The organism is Nitrososphaera sp. (genome assembly GCF_013388945.1).
Classification (GTDB): domain Archaea; phylum Thermoproteota; class Nitrososphaeria; order Nitrososphaerales; family Nitrososphaeraceae; genus Nitrososphaera.
The window spans coordinates 144,750-159,308 of the sequence record NZ_JACAEH010000021.1; the positions used below are offsets into that span (position 1 = coordinate 144,750).

The following is a 14,559-nucleotide window of genomic DNA, read 5'->3' on the forward strand; positions in this document are numbered from 1 at the left end:
GATAGAAGAGACAAGAAGGCTGGGCCTGCAGGTGGTCAAGGAGACCGAAGAAGACCGCCTGATGACGCTGTCAATAGGCCCCCAGCATCCGGGTTCGGGCCACTTCCGCTTCACCGTCAAGGTCGACGGCGACTACATCGTCTACTGCGACCCTGACCCCGGCTACGTGCACCGTGGCGAGGAAAAGATGTGCGAGTACCGAAACGTCATCCAGAACATCCCGCACCTTGAAAGGCCGGTCATTCATGATTCAACAAACGTCACCTACTCGTACAGCCTCGCTGTCGAGGACCTGATGGGAATCCAGGTTCCGCGCAGGGGCCAGTTCATCCGCGCAATCGCGTCGGAGATGAACCGGCAGGTCTACACGCTCTACTGGCTTGCAATCTATGGCATCTTCCTTGGACACTCTACCATGTTCATGTGGCCGGCTGGCGACCGCGAGCTTTTCATCGACCTCCTCGAGAGGCTGACAGGCGCGAGGGTAACGCACGCCTACAACATCCCCGGCGGCGTGAGAAACGACATGCCGGAAGGCTTCAAGCAAAGGTGCCTCGACCACATCAACTACTTCGAGAAGCGCCTGAAAGAGTACGAGGACATTTTCTACAACATGCCGCTTTTCAGGCAGAGGACGGAAGGCGTTGCCGTCCTGTCAAAGGAGGACGCGGTGAAGCTTGGAGTCACAGGCTCGGTGCTGCGCGCTTCCGGCGTTCCCTACGACATACGCAAGGTCGAGCCCTACGACGTTTACAACGAGATTGATTTCAAAGTGCAGTACATGAAGACGGGCGACTCGTTTGCCCGCTCGTACGTCCCGTTCCTTGACATGAAAGAGTCGTGCCACATCATGCGCCAGCTTCTGGACAAGATGCCCCAGTCAGGCGAGGTCCGCACCAAGCTCCAGCCAAACCCCAAGGGGCCTGCAGGCGAGGCGTACAGGCGCGTCGAGTCCGGTCGCGGGGCGCTTGGCTATCACATCGTGAGCGATGGCACGCCAAAACCATATAGAGTGAAGATATCGGTGGGCTCGTTCCGCAACATGCTAGCCCTTCCGTTCCTGCTTGTTGGCAACAAGCTTGCAGACATGCCTGCCGTGTACTGGTCTCTGAACTACTGGCCCGTGGAGGCTGACAGGTAATGGCGTCGTACATCGAGTCGTTCAGGTTCGGCGAGTTCATTGGAAGCGTACTGTGGCTGGTATTCTGGATACTCATCATATTCTCGCTCGTAGGCCTGCCGCTCCTGTTCATCGTGCTGTTCTACGTGCCGCTGCCGCCGCTTGGCGACGAGCCGCTGACCCCGTACCTCTTCTTGACTATGATAGTCGACCCGACGCGCACTATTCCGATAATCAAGTACATGATCCACACAGACCTGTTCAGGGTGGCCGCGTTCCCCGGCTTTACCTACGCCGCGCTGTTTGCGGCAGTCACGATATTTGTGGAGCGCAAGTTCCTCGCCAAGATGCAGCTGCGCTACGGGCCGCTGTACGTCGGCAAGATAGAGGGCTGGCTCCAGCTCGCAGCCGACGGGCTAAAGCTGATATCAAAGGAGATAATCGTCCCTGCCGCGGCAGACAAGCCCATATTCTGGGCCGCGCCAATAGCGTTTGTCTCAGTCGCAGCGGCTGCAGCTGCCCTCATACCGGTGGCACCCGGCTGGGTGGTGGCCGACATCGACGTGGGCATAATCGCGGTCTTTGCGATATTCGGATTCTTCCCGCTCATTGCGCTCCTGTTCTCGTGGGCGTCAAACAGCAAGTACCCGTTCATCGGTGGCTTGCGGGCGCTGCACCAGATAATCGCATTTGAGATCCCGTTCATAATATCGGCGCTTTCAGTCGTCATACTCGCAGGAACTCTGAACCTGACGGGAATCGTCGAGTCGCAGATAGCCTCGTACTGGTTCGTGTTCTTCCTCCCGATAAGCGCATTCGTGTTCTACCTGTCGTCGCTTGCAGAGCTTGAAAGGATCCCGTTCGACCTTCCAGAGGCAGAGAGCGAGATTGTCGCAGGCTGGATAACCGAGACGTCAGGCATGATCTACGGCCTGATACAGCTTGGCACGTACCTGAAACTGTACGCGCTGGCCGCGCTGTTTGTCGTGCTGTTCCTCGGCGGCTGGTCGGGACCAATAATATTCCCGCAGGAAATCATCCCCGGCTACACCGGCGAAAAGATCTACAACCCCGTCACGCTGTCTGCCATATTCTGGTTCACGATAAAGACCTTTGGTGTGATAATGCTGATGCTTCTGCCTAGAGGTATAAGCCCGCGTATCAGGATAGACATCTTGCTTCACACAGGCTGGTACAAGCTGATAGTGTTGTCTTTCATCAACATGTTCGTCGCCCTTGCACTAATATATGGCGGCATACTTGGTCCGGAGGGGCTGCTTGTCAGATGAGTACGGCTTCTGGTTTCATCAAGGCAATCGAGTCCGGCTCAAAGCACCTCGTCATACGCCGCTTTACATTCAGATACCCTGAGCAAAAGCTGCGCTTTGTGGGCGACGGCTACCAGTTCGACCCGAAAAAAGGCGTCGGCATCGCGGGCTACCGCGGCCGGCACATACTGATGCACGACAAGTGCACCGGCTGCCAGCTGTGCGCAATCGCGTGCGAGGGAATCGCCGAGGCAATCGGCATGGTAAAGGTGGACGAGAACTGGAAGCAGAACAAGAAGAGCATCATGCCCCAGATAGACTATGGCAAGTGCGTGTTCTGTGGATTATGTGTGGACGCCTGCCCGTTTTACGCTCTTTTCATGACAAACGACTACGAGCTCTCCTCTTTCACTAAGGAGCACCTGATATACACGCCGCAGCAGCTCGAGGTCAAGCCGAAATACGACGGCAGCATCGAGCTGATAATAACGGACAGGGGAGCAACACATGGTTGACCCGATATTCGTGGGCCTTGCCGTGCTGACGGTGGGCTCTGCCATAGTGGCGCTTGATACAAAGGAGCTCATCTACGGCGCCATCGGCCTTGCGATATCGATGCTTGGAATCGCCGGCTTTTTCCTGCTTCTGGACGCGCCCTTTGTCGCGATGTTCCAGATTGCAGTGTATGTCGGCGCAGTCGCGGTGCTCATAATATTCGCAGTCATGCTCGTGCGCACCCAGGCGCTCTTTACCGTCAGGGAGGACAAGGGCAGAAAGGCCGCCGGCATAATACTGATGCTTTTCATCATGGGCGGGCTTGGAGCCACGCTTTTGATATCGGGACTGAACACGCCGGGCAGCTTTACCGCGCCGCCGGTCGACATCATGGCAATCGGCCAGGAAATGCTGACCTACTACTCGCCGACGCTGATAGTGATGGGCCTGGTGCTTGCCGGCGCAGTCATTGCAGCTCTTGCGCTTGCGCGCAGGGAGGATGTGGAGCAAAAAGATGAACGAGCTAGTTGACTTTCTCATAGTCTCAGTGGTGCTCGTCGCAGTCGGCATCTACGGGCTGGTGGTCAAGCGCAACGCCATCAGGATGCTAATTTCAATAGAGATTATCGCCAACGCAGCCAACCTCAACCTCGTGGCCTTTTCCCGGTATACAGGCAACATCCAGGGACAGGTCTTTGCGCTATTTTCAATAGCTATAGCCGCGGCCGAAGTCGCAATTGGCCTTGGTCTCATCATAGTGGCGTACAGGCTGTACAAGGAAATCGACGTGGCAGAATTCAGGAGCATGAAGGGCTGAAAGCACAATGGCAGAGTCGTTTTTCCTTTTGGCAGCGACATTCATACCCCTGCTGCTTGCGCCCGTCGCCTACTTTGTAGGCAAGAAATCAGGCGCCGGCACGGTTACCTGGTTCTCTTTCGGCGTGCTCGCAGTATCTACAGGGCTGCTGGCGCTTCCCGCGCTTGCGCTGCAGGGAGGCATGTCCGCTTACGTCGAGTCGTACCAGTGGAGCCAGTTTGGCAACTTTGGGCTGCGCCTTGACGGGCTGAGCCTGCCCTTTGCCATGATAATCTACATCCTGTGCACGGTGCTTGCAATCTACTCCAAGCCGTACATGATCCACAAGATAATGGAGGACATGCCCGGCGCAAGTCGCCACGAAAACCCCGGCCACGGCGGCCAGGTGACGCTTACTGCAGACCAGCAGAGCTACGTCAACCACCACATGGGGCTCTACTTTGCGCTATATCTCGCGTTTTCGATGGGCATGTTCGGCACCGTGCTTGCCACCAACGTCATCGAGTTCTACGTGTTCTTTGAGCTGATGCTCGTGCCCTCGTTCTTCCTAGTCGCGTTCTACGGCTACGGCGCAAGGCGCAGAATCGCCCTCATGTTCTTCTTCTGGACCCACGTCGGAGCAGTCGTCCTGCTGTTGAGCCTGCTTACCATGGGCTTTTTCGCCGGCGGCTTTGACTTTGACACGATAAGGGCAAACGCCCACCTGATACCACAGGAATGGCTTGCGCTCATCATATTCGGGCTCGTCGCAGGGCTTGGCGTAAAACTGGCCGCGTTCCTGCTTCACATCTGGCTGCCGTACGCGCACGCAGAAGCCCCGACGCCGGTGTCGGCGCTCCTGTCGCCGGCGATGATCGGCATCGGAGCCTACGGCCTGCTCAGGCTCTGGCTCGAGCTTTTGACCGGCAGCTACGAGCAGTACAGCCTCTACATCAACATGTGGGGCCTTGCGACCATAATCTACGGAGGCGCCATGGCGCTGATGCAGGACGACATCAAGAAAGTCCTCGCTTACTCTTCAATCAGCCAGATGGGCTACATCCTGTTCGGCCTCGGCTCCGAGAGCGTGCTTGGCATCACGGGCGCTACCATGCTCTACGTGACGCACGGGCTTGGCAAAGCTGTGCTCTTCATGATGGCCGGCTCTATCATACTCCAGACCGGCACAAGGAGCATGAGCAAGCTGGGAGGCCTTGCTGGCAAGATGCCATACACCGCTGTCATTGCAATGATAGGCGCGCTCACGATAATGGGCGTCCCGCCTACAAGCGGCTTTATGGCAGAGTGGACCATGTTCAACGGCGTCCTGCAAACAGCTGCAAACGACGGCGACTGGTTCAGGAGCGCGATGTTCGGCTTTGGCATCATGGGCACCATCCTGACTTCTGCCTACATACTCTGGATGATAAAGCGCATCTTCTTTGGCAAGATACCCGAAGAGATGGCGCACGTAAAGGAGGCAAGCCCGTACGTGACTGCCACGATGGCGGCTTTTGCCGCGCTCTCGCTCATAATAGGCGTCTACCCAGACCTGTTCCTGGCTCCTGTCTCGGACTATGTCCAGGGCATGTTTGCCGACTACCCCGGCGTGCTCCCGATACCCGAAGGGTCGGGCCTGATAGAGCCGGCAGAAGGAAGCTCGGTGGGGCTTGAAGAAGGTTTGTCCGTTGGAGCGGAGGCCGGAGGGAATCACTGATGGTGACAGAGTTTTTCGACGCTATCAACGTCTGGCTGATATGGATACTGCCGTTTGCCGGCGCCGCCATAATCCCTGCGATAGCCAAGGGGAGCAAGAGCGCTCGCAACTACATAGCCGTGGGCTTTGCGCTTGCAAGCGCCGCGTCGGCTGCGACTCTGATACCGACGGCCCTTGCCGGCCACGAAGTGCACAGCCAGGTGTCGTGGATATCCGCGCTTGACCTGAAGGCAGGCGTGCTTGCCGACCCGCTGGCAATAATCATGACCAACCTGGTCGCCTGGATCTCTTTCCTCATCATGGTATACTCGCTTGGCTACATGCACGGCGACCGCGATCTTACGCGGTACTGGTTTTTCATGCTCTTCTTCATAGGCTCGATGCAGCTTATCGTCATATCGGACAACCTGCTCATGGTCTTCTTTGGGTGGGAGGGCGTGGGCCTTGCGTCGTATGCGCTCATCGGGTTCTGGTACCACGACAGGAAGAAGGACTACGTCGGAGTCGAGGGCCACCGCGCAGGCGGAATAGCAATGTGGACCGCGCCGACTCACGCCGGCATGAAGGCGTTCCTCATGACAAAGGCAGGCGACGTGATGATGCTTGCCGGCATGTTCTTGATATTTGCCTATGCAGGCACGTTCGGGTTCAAGGAGCTCCTTGCCGACCAAGGCTGGGCGCAGGCGATGGCTGCAGAGAACCTGCTCGTCCCTGCAGCGGTTTTGTTGTTTGGCGGCGCAGTTGGAAAATCGGCGCAGTTCCCGCTCAACGAGTGGCTCCTTGAGGCCATGACCGGCCCGACTTCTGTTTCAGCATTGATACACGCTGCGACGATGGTAAAGGCCGGCGTCTTCCTCGTTGCGAGGATAGGCCCGCTGTTCTTTGCGCTCTCGGCGCTCAACACGGGCCAGTTCTTTGAAGTGGTCGCATGGACGGGCGCGATAACCGCGTTCCTGCTTGCAACCCAGGCGCTTGTAAGCCCCGAGATAAAGAAGGTGCTCGCCTATTCCACGGGCTCCCAGATAGGCTACATGATGATGGCCCTTGGCATCGCCGGCATCTCACTAAACTACGTCGACGGCTACACCGCTGGCTTTTTCCACCTGATGAGCCACGCCATGTTCAAGGCATCGCTGTTCATGGGCGCAGGTGCAGTACTGCATACGGTGCATTCCCGCTTTATGACTGACATGGGCGGCCTGAAAAAGTACATGCCCAAGACGTACATGTTCATGCTGCTCGCTGCGTTGTCATTGGCAGGCGCCCCGCTCTTCACGTCGGGATTCTGGAGCAAGGACGCCATATTTGCAGCAGTGCTCGAGTCAGGATACTCGCAGGCGATGCCGCTCTTTATCATGGCAGTAGTAGTCGCAGTCATGACCGCGTTCTACACCTTCAGGATGATAGGCATGACCTTCTTTGGCGGCAAGAGCAAGCACGTCGAAAAGATAGAGCACGAGGGCCACCACGTCCACGAGGTGGGCGCGGTCATGTGGGTGCCCTTTGGCATACTTGCGGTTGCGACTATAATAGTGGGCGTCTCGGGCTTTTTGTTCGAAGAACAGTTGCACCACCTGTTCGAGGAATATCTGGGCGAGTCGTTTGGCATCCACGAAGCAGCGCCTGCGACAGAGCGCGTGTTCCTCAACCTGAACCCGGTGGCAGCAGCCGCGTCGTTTGGCGCGTTCGGAGTCGGGGCGGCGCTTGGCTACGTGTTCTACATCGCACGCAAAGCCGACCCTGCGGCAATTGGCAGGAACATCGTCACCCGCGGAATCTGGACCTTCCTCTACAACAGGTGGTACCTGAACACCGCGCTTTACTGGGGCGGAGTCATCGGGCCTATGGCGATATACCGCTTCATCTGGCGCTACTTTGAAAGCACTATAATCGACGGCATCAACCCTGCGTTCCAGGGCGCCATGACGTACATGTCGAGGTGGGTCAAGGGCAGCCAGACTGGAATTACCCAGACGTACCTGTTCGTGTTCGGGGCCGGCATCCTGATAGTGGTGATGCTCCTCCTCTTGTAGGGTGATAGAAATGGTGGACCTGACATCTACTCCAATACTCGTGACGGTGATACTGGGCGTGGTAGGCCTTGCCATACCCGCCATTGACGCCGGCAGGCGCGAGCGCGGCATCGACAGGAACAAGCTGTACAGCGCAATAGCGTTTGGCGCGCTCGCAGTCGCCATGGGCATAGTCATCTTCAAGGTGTTCACCGGCGAGGTGCTACCTGCTGTCGCGTTCTCCGAAGGGGTGCTCGTGGACGACCTGTTCGGCTCGTTCTTTGCAATCGCCCTGTTGCTAGTGTCGCTCATGATGACCGCGTCGTCGTGGAACTACTGGAAGGGGCGCAGCAACCCGGCGGCGTACTACTCGCTCATCCTGCTTTCAAGCATCGGCATGGTGCTCATAGCGTATTCCACGGACCTTGTGATGCTGCTTGTCGCGTGGGAATTGATGTCACTTCCTACTTATGCGCTTGCAGGCTTTGCCAAGCGCGACCCCGTGTCAAACGAGGCAGCAATAAAGTATTTCATGTTCGGCGCGCTCTCGTCGGCGCTCATCGTCTTTGCGATAGGACTTGTCTACGGCATGACAGGCACCACTAACATCGGCGACTCTGTCAGGGCAATGACAAACCTCGACGCGTCGATGATGCCCGTCGGGCTTCTTGCAGTAGCACTGTTCATCGCGGGCTTTGGCTTCAAGATGGGCCTCGTGCCTTTCCACATGTGGCTCCCGGACGCCTACGAGGGCTCGCCTGCGACCATCGGCGGGCTTTTGGCCGCAGGAACAAAGAAGGCTGGCTTTGCAGCCGCGCTTCGAGTCATCGTGCTCGGCATGTTTGCCTTAAACGCCGACTGGACGCTCACTCTTGCGATACTTGCGGTCTTTACGATGACGATTGGCAACATCGGTGCGATAATGCAGAGGAGCGTGCCGAGGATACTTGCCTACTCGTCGATTGCGCAGGCAGGGTACATCATGATAGGCATCGCACTTGCGCCCTATTCGGACCAGGCGCTTTCAGGCTCGCTCTTCCACATCATCAACCACGCAGTCATGAAGTCTGCGGGATTCATCGCAGTCGCCGCAGTAGCGGTGGGGCTTTCCGCGTACAGCCTCGAAAAGTACCGCGGCCTTGCAAAGCGCATGCCGATAACAGCTATAGTGCTTTCGATTTCACTGCTCTCGCTTGCAGGCGTGCCTCCGCTCAACGGATTCTGGAGCAAGCTGGTGCTCTTTGGCGCTGCTATAAACGCCGGCCCGCTTGTAGAGTGGGGCCCGTGGCTTGCAATCGCGGGAGTTCTGAACAGCGCGCTCTCGCTTGGCTACTACGCCTGGATAATGAGAAAGATGTACATGGAAGAGGGGCCGGACATGAGCAAAGTCAAAGAACCGCGCGCAATAGTGGCGGTGCTCGTGTTTGCACTCGTGTTCATGGTGGGCTTTGGCATCTGGCACGCTCCGTTGCTGGAATTTGCGTCGCAGGCCGTTCCCGACCTGAGCTTTATGAGCGGTGCTGCGCCCGGGCCTCTTGGCAGGTAGATTATTAGTCCAGACTGCGAACTAGTACCGTGTCAGAGCCTGTCACTGTAATCGTAACCAGAACTGCCAAGGCCGGCAAGCTGGCCGAGTTTGAGCGGTGGATGGAAGGCATCATCCACGCCGCCATGCAGTTTGAGGGCTTTATGGGCATAAACGTGATTAGGCCACAGGACCCCACCCGGCCAGAGTACGTCATCATCTTCCGCTTTGACACCTACGAGAACCTGGCAAAGTGGGAAAACTCTGAAGTGCGCCGGGAATGGGCGGAGAAGAGCCGTGCAGTGGTCGAAGGCGAGGCCAAAATAGAGCGCAGGACAGGCCTGGAATTCTGGTTCACGCCAAGGCCGGGCTTGCCGGCGCCGCCGAGGCACAAGATGGCAATCGTGCTCGTCGCGGTCCTCTCGTCGCTTCTGGCAACAGTGGTGCCCCTGATTCAACTTGCGATGCAGGACCTGCACCCTGCCCTAAGGCTCGTCATAGGCGTCGCAATAATGGTGCTCCTCATGACATACGTCGTGATGCCAGCTGTCACCAGAATCTTGCGTCCGTGGCTGTACAAGAAAGAATTTCTCTAGATCTGCACCGACGCAAGGTCGGTCAAAAGCTCAAGGTGGCGCACGGTGCTTCCTGCGCCGCGCACCTTTTTCAGCTCCTCCTTTGCCTTTGCAGAGTACGACTTGTACAGCTTTTCCATCCTGTCCACAAACTCTGCTGACTTGTCGTTCTGCTTTACAAGCATGTTGAACAGCTTGTCCTCGTTGTTCCAGTCTATCAAGTCGTCGTGTATCTGGTACGCGACGCCCAGGAGCTGGCCGAAAGACGTCATTGCGCGCACCTGCTCCTCGGTGCCCTCGCCCAGGATGGCGCCTATTCTTGCCGACGCCCGAAAGAGCGACGCGGTCTTGTGCTCCAGCACCTTGATGTAGTCGTCCTCGGTTATCTGCGGGGCCTTGTTGAGGCGTATCTCCATCATCTCGCCCTCGCTCATGCGCGTGGCCGCGTTTGAAAGCTCGTTTACCACAAGCGGGTTTTTCAGCTTCGAGCCGATGTCAAGTATGACCCCGAGCACGAAATCAGCGGTCAGTATGCTGCTGTTGTAGCCGTATTTCACATGAAAAGACGGCTTGCCCCTGCGCGTGTTCTCCTCGTCGATGATGTCGTCGTGGATTATGGATTCAGTGTGCAGGAGCTCGATTGCCGAAGCTGCCATGTACGAGTCGCCGTTTGCCTTCTTGCCGGAAATGGCTTCAGCCGACAGCACAAGGATGAGCGGCCTTATGCGCTTGCCGCCCTCGCAGGCGTAGCGCAGTGGCGCGTGGAACTCGGACCACGAGTAGAGGTCAAGCTCGCGCTTTAGCGCGTCCTCGATGTGGGCGAGGTACTCGCCGCAAAAGTCAGTCAACGGGTTGGCCTCTATGTTTCTCCTGCCCAAAAGCCAGCTTCTTCCTTGAGGGTAGTCCATTCCGTGACCATATTAATTTACTGCTTGGCAGGAAAAGTGCCCAGGAAAGGTCATTTCAAGTTAGCCCTTGAACCCGACCATCGTGTCGGTGTTCAGCAGGTTCCCGAGCCCTCTTATCGCAGATATCGCGGCGGTGAATTTCTCGACAGAATCTGACTCTATCTTGGCTACAAGCTGGTACGTCTTGTCCAGCTTGTATGCGTACGAAACAGCCGGCACCTCTCTAATCTTTTTCAAGAGCTCGTCTTGCCGGCCTTCAACACACTCGATGAACATGAACCCTACCGGTATCAACCCAGCCGTGTAGAAATCTCATCGAATTTTAGTGCTTCTAAGGAAATGGTGCTCCGGCCGGGATTTGAACCCGGGATCTGCGACTCGAAAGGCCACAATGCTTGACCGGACTACACCACCGGAGCACTTGCGATTTGAGCGTTCCTGTTCACATAAAATCCTTACCTTTGAAAACGTTTTATTACGGCGCCTGAATTGTGTACCGCATGGAAAACAGTCTTGTCGAGAGGATCGACGCCGAGGTTGAAAAGCGCAGCCTGCTAAAGCACCCGTTCTACCAGATGTGGTCGGAGGGCAAGCTTACAGTCGATCACCTGCAGGGCTACTCCAAGGAATACTTCCAGCTCGTAAAGGCAGTCCCAACCTTTGTCCAGAACATCGCGTCTTTCAACACCGACGCTACCATTGCCCCGGAAATAGAGGGCAACATGAAGGAGGAGTCGGAGCACGTCGAGCCGTGGACCCGGTTTGCAAGAGCCCTGGGCGTCCCGCTTGACGAGCTGACAAACTATGCCGGCGCTTCCAAAACAAACGAGGCTGTGGCGAAAATCATGGCGCTCTCAAGGGGCTCGTTTGAAGAGGCAGTGGCAGCAATGTACGCCTTCGAGTCTGAACTGCCAAAGATAAGCCGGAGCAAGATAGATGGCCTTGTAAAGTTCTACGGCCTTGACGGCAAGGACGCGCTGAACTACTTTGAGATCCATGAAGAGGCCGACATCCGACACGCGCAGACCTGGCGCAGCATACTGGCCTCGCTTCCCGCAGACAGGCAGGAAAGGGCGTTTGCCGCGGCGGTCGAGTCGCTCAAGGCGCAAAACCTTCTGCTTGATTCGGTGCAGGAAAAATACGTCGGCGTCTATTGCTGAACAAACCTTTATACATACTAGTCAGAATTTTTGCATTGCGTGGGCCCATAGCTCAGCCTGGTTAGAGCGACCGGCTCATAACCGGTCGGCCAAGGGTCCGAATCCCTTTGGGCCCACCATTGTCCACGCTTCCTAATGGCGCTTCTCTACCCTTACAAAACTGTCAAGTATCTTCTGGGCGTTCTGCGGCTGGGCCCGGAGCACTTCCCTCATTATGGTCTGCACCTGTTCAAGGTTGTAGTAATACTCGCCTTTCTTGAACCAGATGTCGCCTTTGAGGTTGAAAAGCTCGTGGACTTGCACGCAGAAAAATCAGGGCCGCTATTTATTGTCATGATCACTTTTCTCCATCCTGAAAATCCGCCCGGTTCCACATCAGAGAAACTTTATCCTGAGCGACTTTATCCTCCTGACATGGCCGTCGCCCTTCTTGCCCTCTCCAGCCTCTTTTACGAAATTGAAGGTGAACCTGCCCCGCAAGGTGGTCCCGCGCTCAAACGTGACCAGAGCGGTTGTTTCGTCGTCGCTGCCGTCTTCAAACCTGATATCACGCTTTAGACCGGCATTTGCCATGAGGACAATCTTGAGAAAGCTCTCTATTGCCTCCTTGCCGCGCAGCCCTTCTTTCTCGTTGCTGAAAGGCTCGTACACCACCGGCTCGTCGTCGGTAAACAGGTCGAGGATGCCGTCTGCATCCTTCTTTGTTATCAGGTCAAAATAGCGGCGGACTGTCTCCTGCCCCGTCAGCATTGACTCTACACCTGTCTCCTAGGTGCCATCCTGAAGAATACACCGCGACGCGACGGATTGTTTTATTCTATTTAAGGAGGGTGTGTACAGTGCACGGCAAGAATTGGGAGCCCGCGTCTAGTGTCGAATGCAGGTCTGCCATGCAGTGTACACGCGCTGCTTAAGTGCAATGAGACGCAAGCCGGCAGAGTAGGCAGATAGACATGGTGCAACTGGCCCTGCCCCGCGGCTCTCTTCTCCCAATGGCCGGCCGCTCTATGTGGGCAGGGCCCTCCACCTCGACTGTCCTGGGATGTGCAAACTTTGTTGTCTGAGTTTTGCAGGCAGGTCCTCGAGCTTGACCCCGGCATAAGGTTTGCAGGAGTCGCCAACAAAAATGGCCGGCTTGCAGCCGCGCGGTACCGCAAGGGCGTGGTTCCGCTGCTAGACAAGAGCCGGCTAGAGCTCTCAGTCGTCCAGTCGGCAATCAGGTTCAATACAAGGGAAAGCTTTGAGCAGGAGCTTGGAAAGGCGCTTTATACGATAACGACCTATGAAAGAGTGAAGCGGGCCACCGTCCCCATCCACGACGACAAGAAAAGGCTGCTCTTGGTTTCGTTTGACATAACTGCAAGGCCGGGTCCCATCATAAGAAAAAAGATACTGCCGCTCATAGAAGAAAAACTCCGCGGGGCCTGATTTTGCAACGCACTGTACACTTGGTGGATAAATAATCAGCTGCACAATCGCATGGCGATGGGCAGAATAAACGGCGAAAACGTCGCAGGCGCGGCGTTCCTTGTCTTTTCAGGACTGTTTCTTGCGGCAAGCATGGTAAACCCCGTGATCGCCTCTGTGAGGGTGGTCTTTTACGTGCTGGTCGCGGCAGGCATAGCTCTCCTGTTCCTTGGCTACAGGACCTACCGGCACGAGCAGCAGGTCGCAGTGATAGAATGATTTTAAAATGCACTGAAATTCCTTGCAGAGAATTACAATGCAGTCTCACTTTTTATTAACATGCTCCCGGGCAAGCCCTGACATGTCCATCGAAGTTGTAAAAGCTTATGATGAAGTCGTCGCGCAGCTGCAGGAAAGACACAGAAACGTCGACCCGTTCCTGCTGTTAAAATCGTCGATGCTCACGCGCAAATACCCCCAAGAGAAAAAGCAGAGGTTCTGGCTGAGCGTCCAGTACCAGCACGATGCAAGCGAGGAAGAGGTATCGCGCAGGATACAGCACATGGTCGGCCTGATACCTGTAAGCCACGGCCACGGGCGCTATGAGATAGTGCTTCAGACCGGTCTTGACACCGTGCTTGCGATGGCGAGCCTTGACGGCATCGACACTGTCGCAGGCGAGGTCTACCCGAACGCGTACGGCTAGTCGTCTTCTCTGCGCGTCACGCCTATCACAAGAAAGTCGCGCAGCTCCAGGTCCACGCGCTTGCCTATCAGGGGCCTGAGCTTGCCGAGGTTTACTTCTTTTTCGCACTCATAGTCTTCCTCCACGGATCTGCGGAGGATCCTTACAGTCTTGCTTTTTGCGTCGACTGAAACCAGCCTGCCTCTTGCGCCTGAAAGTATCATGCGTCATGCGCTGGAAGAGCCGGAATAAAGCCTTAACAGATGTGAAGGGAAAAATGCAATGCAGTGTACACCCGCAACTTATATTGTACCTTCCGGCGGAAGAGGTAATGGTTTGGCTAAGACGTACGACACACTACCTCTTCATGGTGGTGGTGGCAGTCAACGGAACACTGCTGACCATCAACACAGGAGACTACCTGTTCTACACAGACTGGATGTGGACATCCTTCGTGGTATTCTCAGTCGGCCAATCTACGATGCTTTTGGTCGGTGCGATATACTACATGCTGTTCACAGGCGTACCAGGAACGGCCACGTACTATGCAACCATCATAACCATCTACACGTGGGTTGCAAAGGGCGCGTGGTTTGCGCTGGGCTACCCATACGACTTCATCGTATCGCCTGTGTGGATACCATCCGCGATGCTGTTGGACCTCACGTACTGGGCGACAAGACGCAACAAGCACGCTGCCATACTCATTGGCGGTTCGCTGGTTGGCCTATCCTTCCCGCTGTTCAACATGGTCAACCTGCTACTGGTGCGCGACCCGCTTGAGGTAGCCTTCAAGTATCCGAGACCGACGCTGCCAGCGTACATGACGCCTATAGAGCCCCAGGTAGGTAAGTTCTACAACTCGCCTGTCGCTCTGGGATCTGGAGCTGG

At 56.2% G+C, this 14,559-nt stretch carries 19 protein-coding genes and 2 tRNA genes; 15 read left to right on the forward strand and 6 right to left on the reverse strand.

All coding sequences use genetic code 11. From position 1 onward, the window contains the following. The first annotated feature begins 61 nt into the window (after positions 1-61). The 9 genes from HXY31_RS10715 to HXY31_RS10755 are packed head-to-tail and all read left to right on the forward strand — an operon-like array spanning position 62 to position 9,529. Entirely contained in the window at positions 62-1,141 is a 1,080-nt protein-coding gene (locus HXY31_RS10715; protein WP_366933098.1) for an NADH-quinone oxidoreductase subunit D, read from the forward strand. Continuing rightward, positions 1,141-2,409: a complex I subunit 1 family protein gene (locus HXY31_RS10720; protein WP_292642849.1), complete on the forward strand. Its 1,269-nt coding sequence runs from the start codon at positions 1,141-1,143 to the stop codon at positions 2,407-2,409. The genes HXY31_RS10715 and HXY31_RS10720 overlap by 1 nt, the downstream gene beginning before the upstream one ends. After that, positions 2,406-2,903 (forward strand): NADH-quinone oxidoreductase subunit I, encoded by a 498-nt coding sequence (locus tag HXY31_RS10725; RefSeq protein WP_292642851.1) that lies wholly within the window; start codon positions 2,406-2,408, stop codon positions 2,901-2,903. The genes HXY31_RS10720 and HXY31_RS10725 overlap by 4 nt, the downstream gene beginning before the upstream one ends. Next, complete coding sequence (locus tag HXY31_RS10730; protein WP_292642853.1) at positions 2,896-3,414, forward strand: NADH-quinone oxidoreductase subunit J; 519 nt, start codon at positions 2,896-2,898, stop codon at positions 3,412-3,414. The genes HXY31_RS10725 and HXY31_RS10730 overlap by 8 nt, the downstream gene beginning before the upstream one ends. Continuing rightward, positions 3,398-3,700 carry an NADH-quinone oxidoreductase subunit NuoK gene (gene nuoK, locus HXY31_RS10735; protein ID WP_292642855.1) on the forward strand — a complete coding sequence of 101 codons (303 nt, stop codon included), beginning with the start codon at positions 3,398-3,400 and terminating at the stop codon, positions 3,698-3,700. The genes HXY31_RS10730 and nuoK overlap by 17 nt, the downstream gene beginning before the upstream one ends. 7 nt (positions 3,701-3,707) lie before the next feature. Continuing rightward, a complete protein-coding gene (locus HXY31_RS10740) occupies positions 3,708-5,396 on the forward strand; it encodes a NuoM family protein (RefSeq protein WP_292642857.1) in 1,689 nt (562 codons plus the stop codon). Beyond that, the gene (locus tag HXY31_RS10745; protein ID WP_292642859.1) at positions 5,396-7,429 is read left to right on the forward strand and encodes an NADH-quinone oxidoreductase subunit L; all 2,034 of its coding nucleotides are present in this window, start codon (positions 5,396-5,398) and stop codon (positions 7,427-7,429) included. The genes HXY31_RS10740 and HXY31_RS10745 overlap by 1 nt, the downstream gene beginning before the upstream one ends. Before the next feature lie 10 nt (positions 7,430-7,439). Further along, complete coding sequence (locus tag HXY31_RS10750; protein ID WP_292642861.1) at positions 7,440-8,954, forward strand: NADH-quinone oxidoreductase subunit N; 1,515 nt, start codon at positions 7,440-7,442, stop codon at positions 8,952-8,954. Positions 8,955-8,983: 29 nt separating this feature from the next. Then, on the forward strand, positions 8,984-9,529 hold the full coding sequence (locus HXY31_RS10755) for an antibiotic biosynthesis monooxygenase (RefSeq protein ID WP_292642863.1): 546 nt from the start codon (positions 8,984-8,986) through the stop codon (positions 9,527-9,529). Here HXY31_RS10755 and HXY31_RS10760 read toward each other — a convergent pair. The 3 genes from HXY31_RS10760 to HXY31_RS10770 all read right to left on the reverse strand — a co-directional run bounded on the left by HXY31_RS10760 (position 9,526) and on the right by HXY31_RS10770 (position 10,835). Then, entirely contained in the window at positions 9,526-10,386 is an 861-nt protein-coding gene (locus tag HXY31_RS10760) for a polyprenyl synthetase family protein (protein WP_292642865.1), read from the reverse strand. The two genes, HXY31_RS10755 and HXY31_RS10760, sit on opposite strands and share 4 nt — an antisense overlap. A 90-nt stretch (positions 10,387-10,476) precedes the next feature. Continuing rightward, positions 10,477-10,710 (reverse strand): Lrp/AsnC ligand binding domain-containing protein, encoded by a 234-nt coding sequence (locus tag HXY31_RS10765; protein WP_292642867.1) that lies wholly within the window; start codon positions 10,708-10,710, stop codon positions 10,477-10,479. 46 nt (positions 10,711-10,756) lie between these two features. Then, positions 10,757-10,835 (reverse strand) — tRNA-Glu (locus tag HXY31_RS10770). Positions 10,836-10,916: 81 nt separating this feature from the next. Between HXY31_RS10770 and HXY31_RS10775 the strand changes: the two genes are divergently transcribed. Together HXY31_RS10775 and HXY31_RS10780 are read left to right on the forward strand one after the other, a co-directional pair. After that, positions 10,917-11,576: a TenA family transcriptional regulator gene (locus HXY31_RS10775; protein WP_292642869.1), complete on the forward strand. Its 660-nt coding sequence runs from the start codon at positions 10,917-10,919 to the stop codon at positions 11,574-11,576. Between the two features lie 41 nt (positions 11,577-11,617). After that, a tRNA-Ile gene (locus HXY31_RS10780) sits at positions 11,618-11,695 on the forward strand. A 13-nt stretch (positions 11,696-11,708) separates the two neighbouring features. On the opposite strand, the gene HXY31_RS10785 is transcribed toward HXY31_RS10780, so the two are convergent. Both HXY31_RS10785 and HXY31_RS10790 read right to left on the reverse strand, forming a co-directional pair. Continuing rightward, the gene (locus tag HXY31_RS10785) at positions 11,709-11,879 is read right to left on the reverse strand and encodes a hypothetical protein (RefSeq protein WP_292642871.1); all 171 of its coding nucleotides are present in this window, start codon (positions 11,877-11,879) and stop codon (positions 11,709-11,711) included. A gap of 72 nt (positions 11,880-11,951) precedes the next feature. Beyond that, positions 11,952-12,326: a nuclear transport factor 2 family protein gene (locus HXY31_RS10790; RefSeq protein WP_292642872.1), complete on the reverse strand. Its 375-nt coding sequence runs from the start codon at positions 12,324-12,326 to the stop codon at positions 11,952-11,954. Positions 12,327-12,632: 306 nt separating this feature from the next. Here HXY31_RS10790 and HXY31_RS10795 point away from each other — a divergent pair, with 306 nt between their 5' ends. The 3 genes from HXY31_RS10795 (at position 12,633) to HXY31_RS10805 (ending at position 13,689) form a co-directional block, all read left to right on the forward strand. Next, positions 12,633-13,004, forward strand: a complete 372-nt coding sequence (locus tag HXY31_RS10795) for a hypothetical protein (RefSeq protein WP_292642874.1) — start codon at positions 12,633-12,635, stop codon at positions 13,002-13,004. Between the two features lie 51 nt (positions 13,005-13,055). Next, positions 13,056-13,262 (forward strand): hypothetical protein, encoded by a 207-nt coding sequence (locus HXY31_RS10800; RefSeq protein ID WP_292642875.1) that lies wholly within the window; start codon positions 13,056-13,058, stop codon positions 13,260-13,262. Positions 13,263-13,344: 82 nt separating this feature from the next. After that, entirely contained in the window at positions 13,345-13,689 is a 345-nt protein-coding gene (locus HXY31_RS10805) for a hypothetical protein (RefSeq protein WP_292642877.1), read from the forward strand. Here HXY31_RS10805 and HXY31_RS10810 read toward each other — a convergent pair. After that, positions 13,686-13,892 carry a hypothetical protein gene (locus HXY31_RS10810; protein WP_292642879.1) on the reverse strand — a complete coding sequence of 69 codons (207 nt, stop codon included), beginning with the start codon at positions 13,890-13,892 and terminating at the stop codon, positions 13,686-13,688. The two genes, HXY31_RS10805 and HXY31_RS10810, sit on opposite strands and share 4 nt — an antisense overlap. 107 nt (positions 13,893-13,999) lie before the next feature. On the opposite strand from HXY31_RS10810, the gene HXY31_RS10815 reads away from it, so the two are divergent. Beyond that, positions 14,000-14,559, forward strand: a 560-nt coding sequence (locus tag HXY31_RS10815) for an ammonia monooxygenase (RefSeq protein WP_292642881.1), incomplete at its 3' end; no start/stop codon positions are given.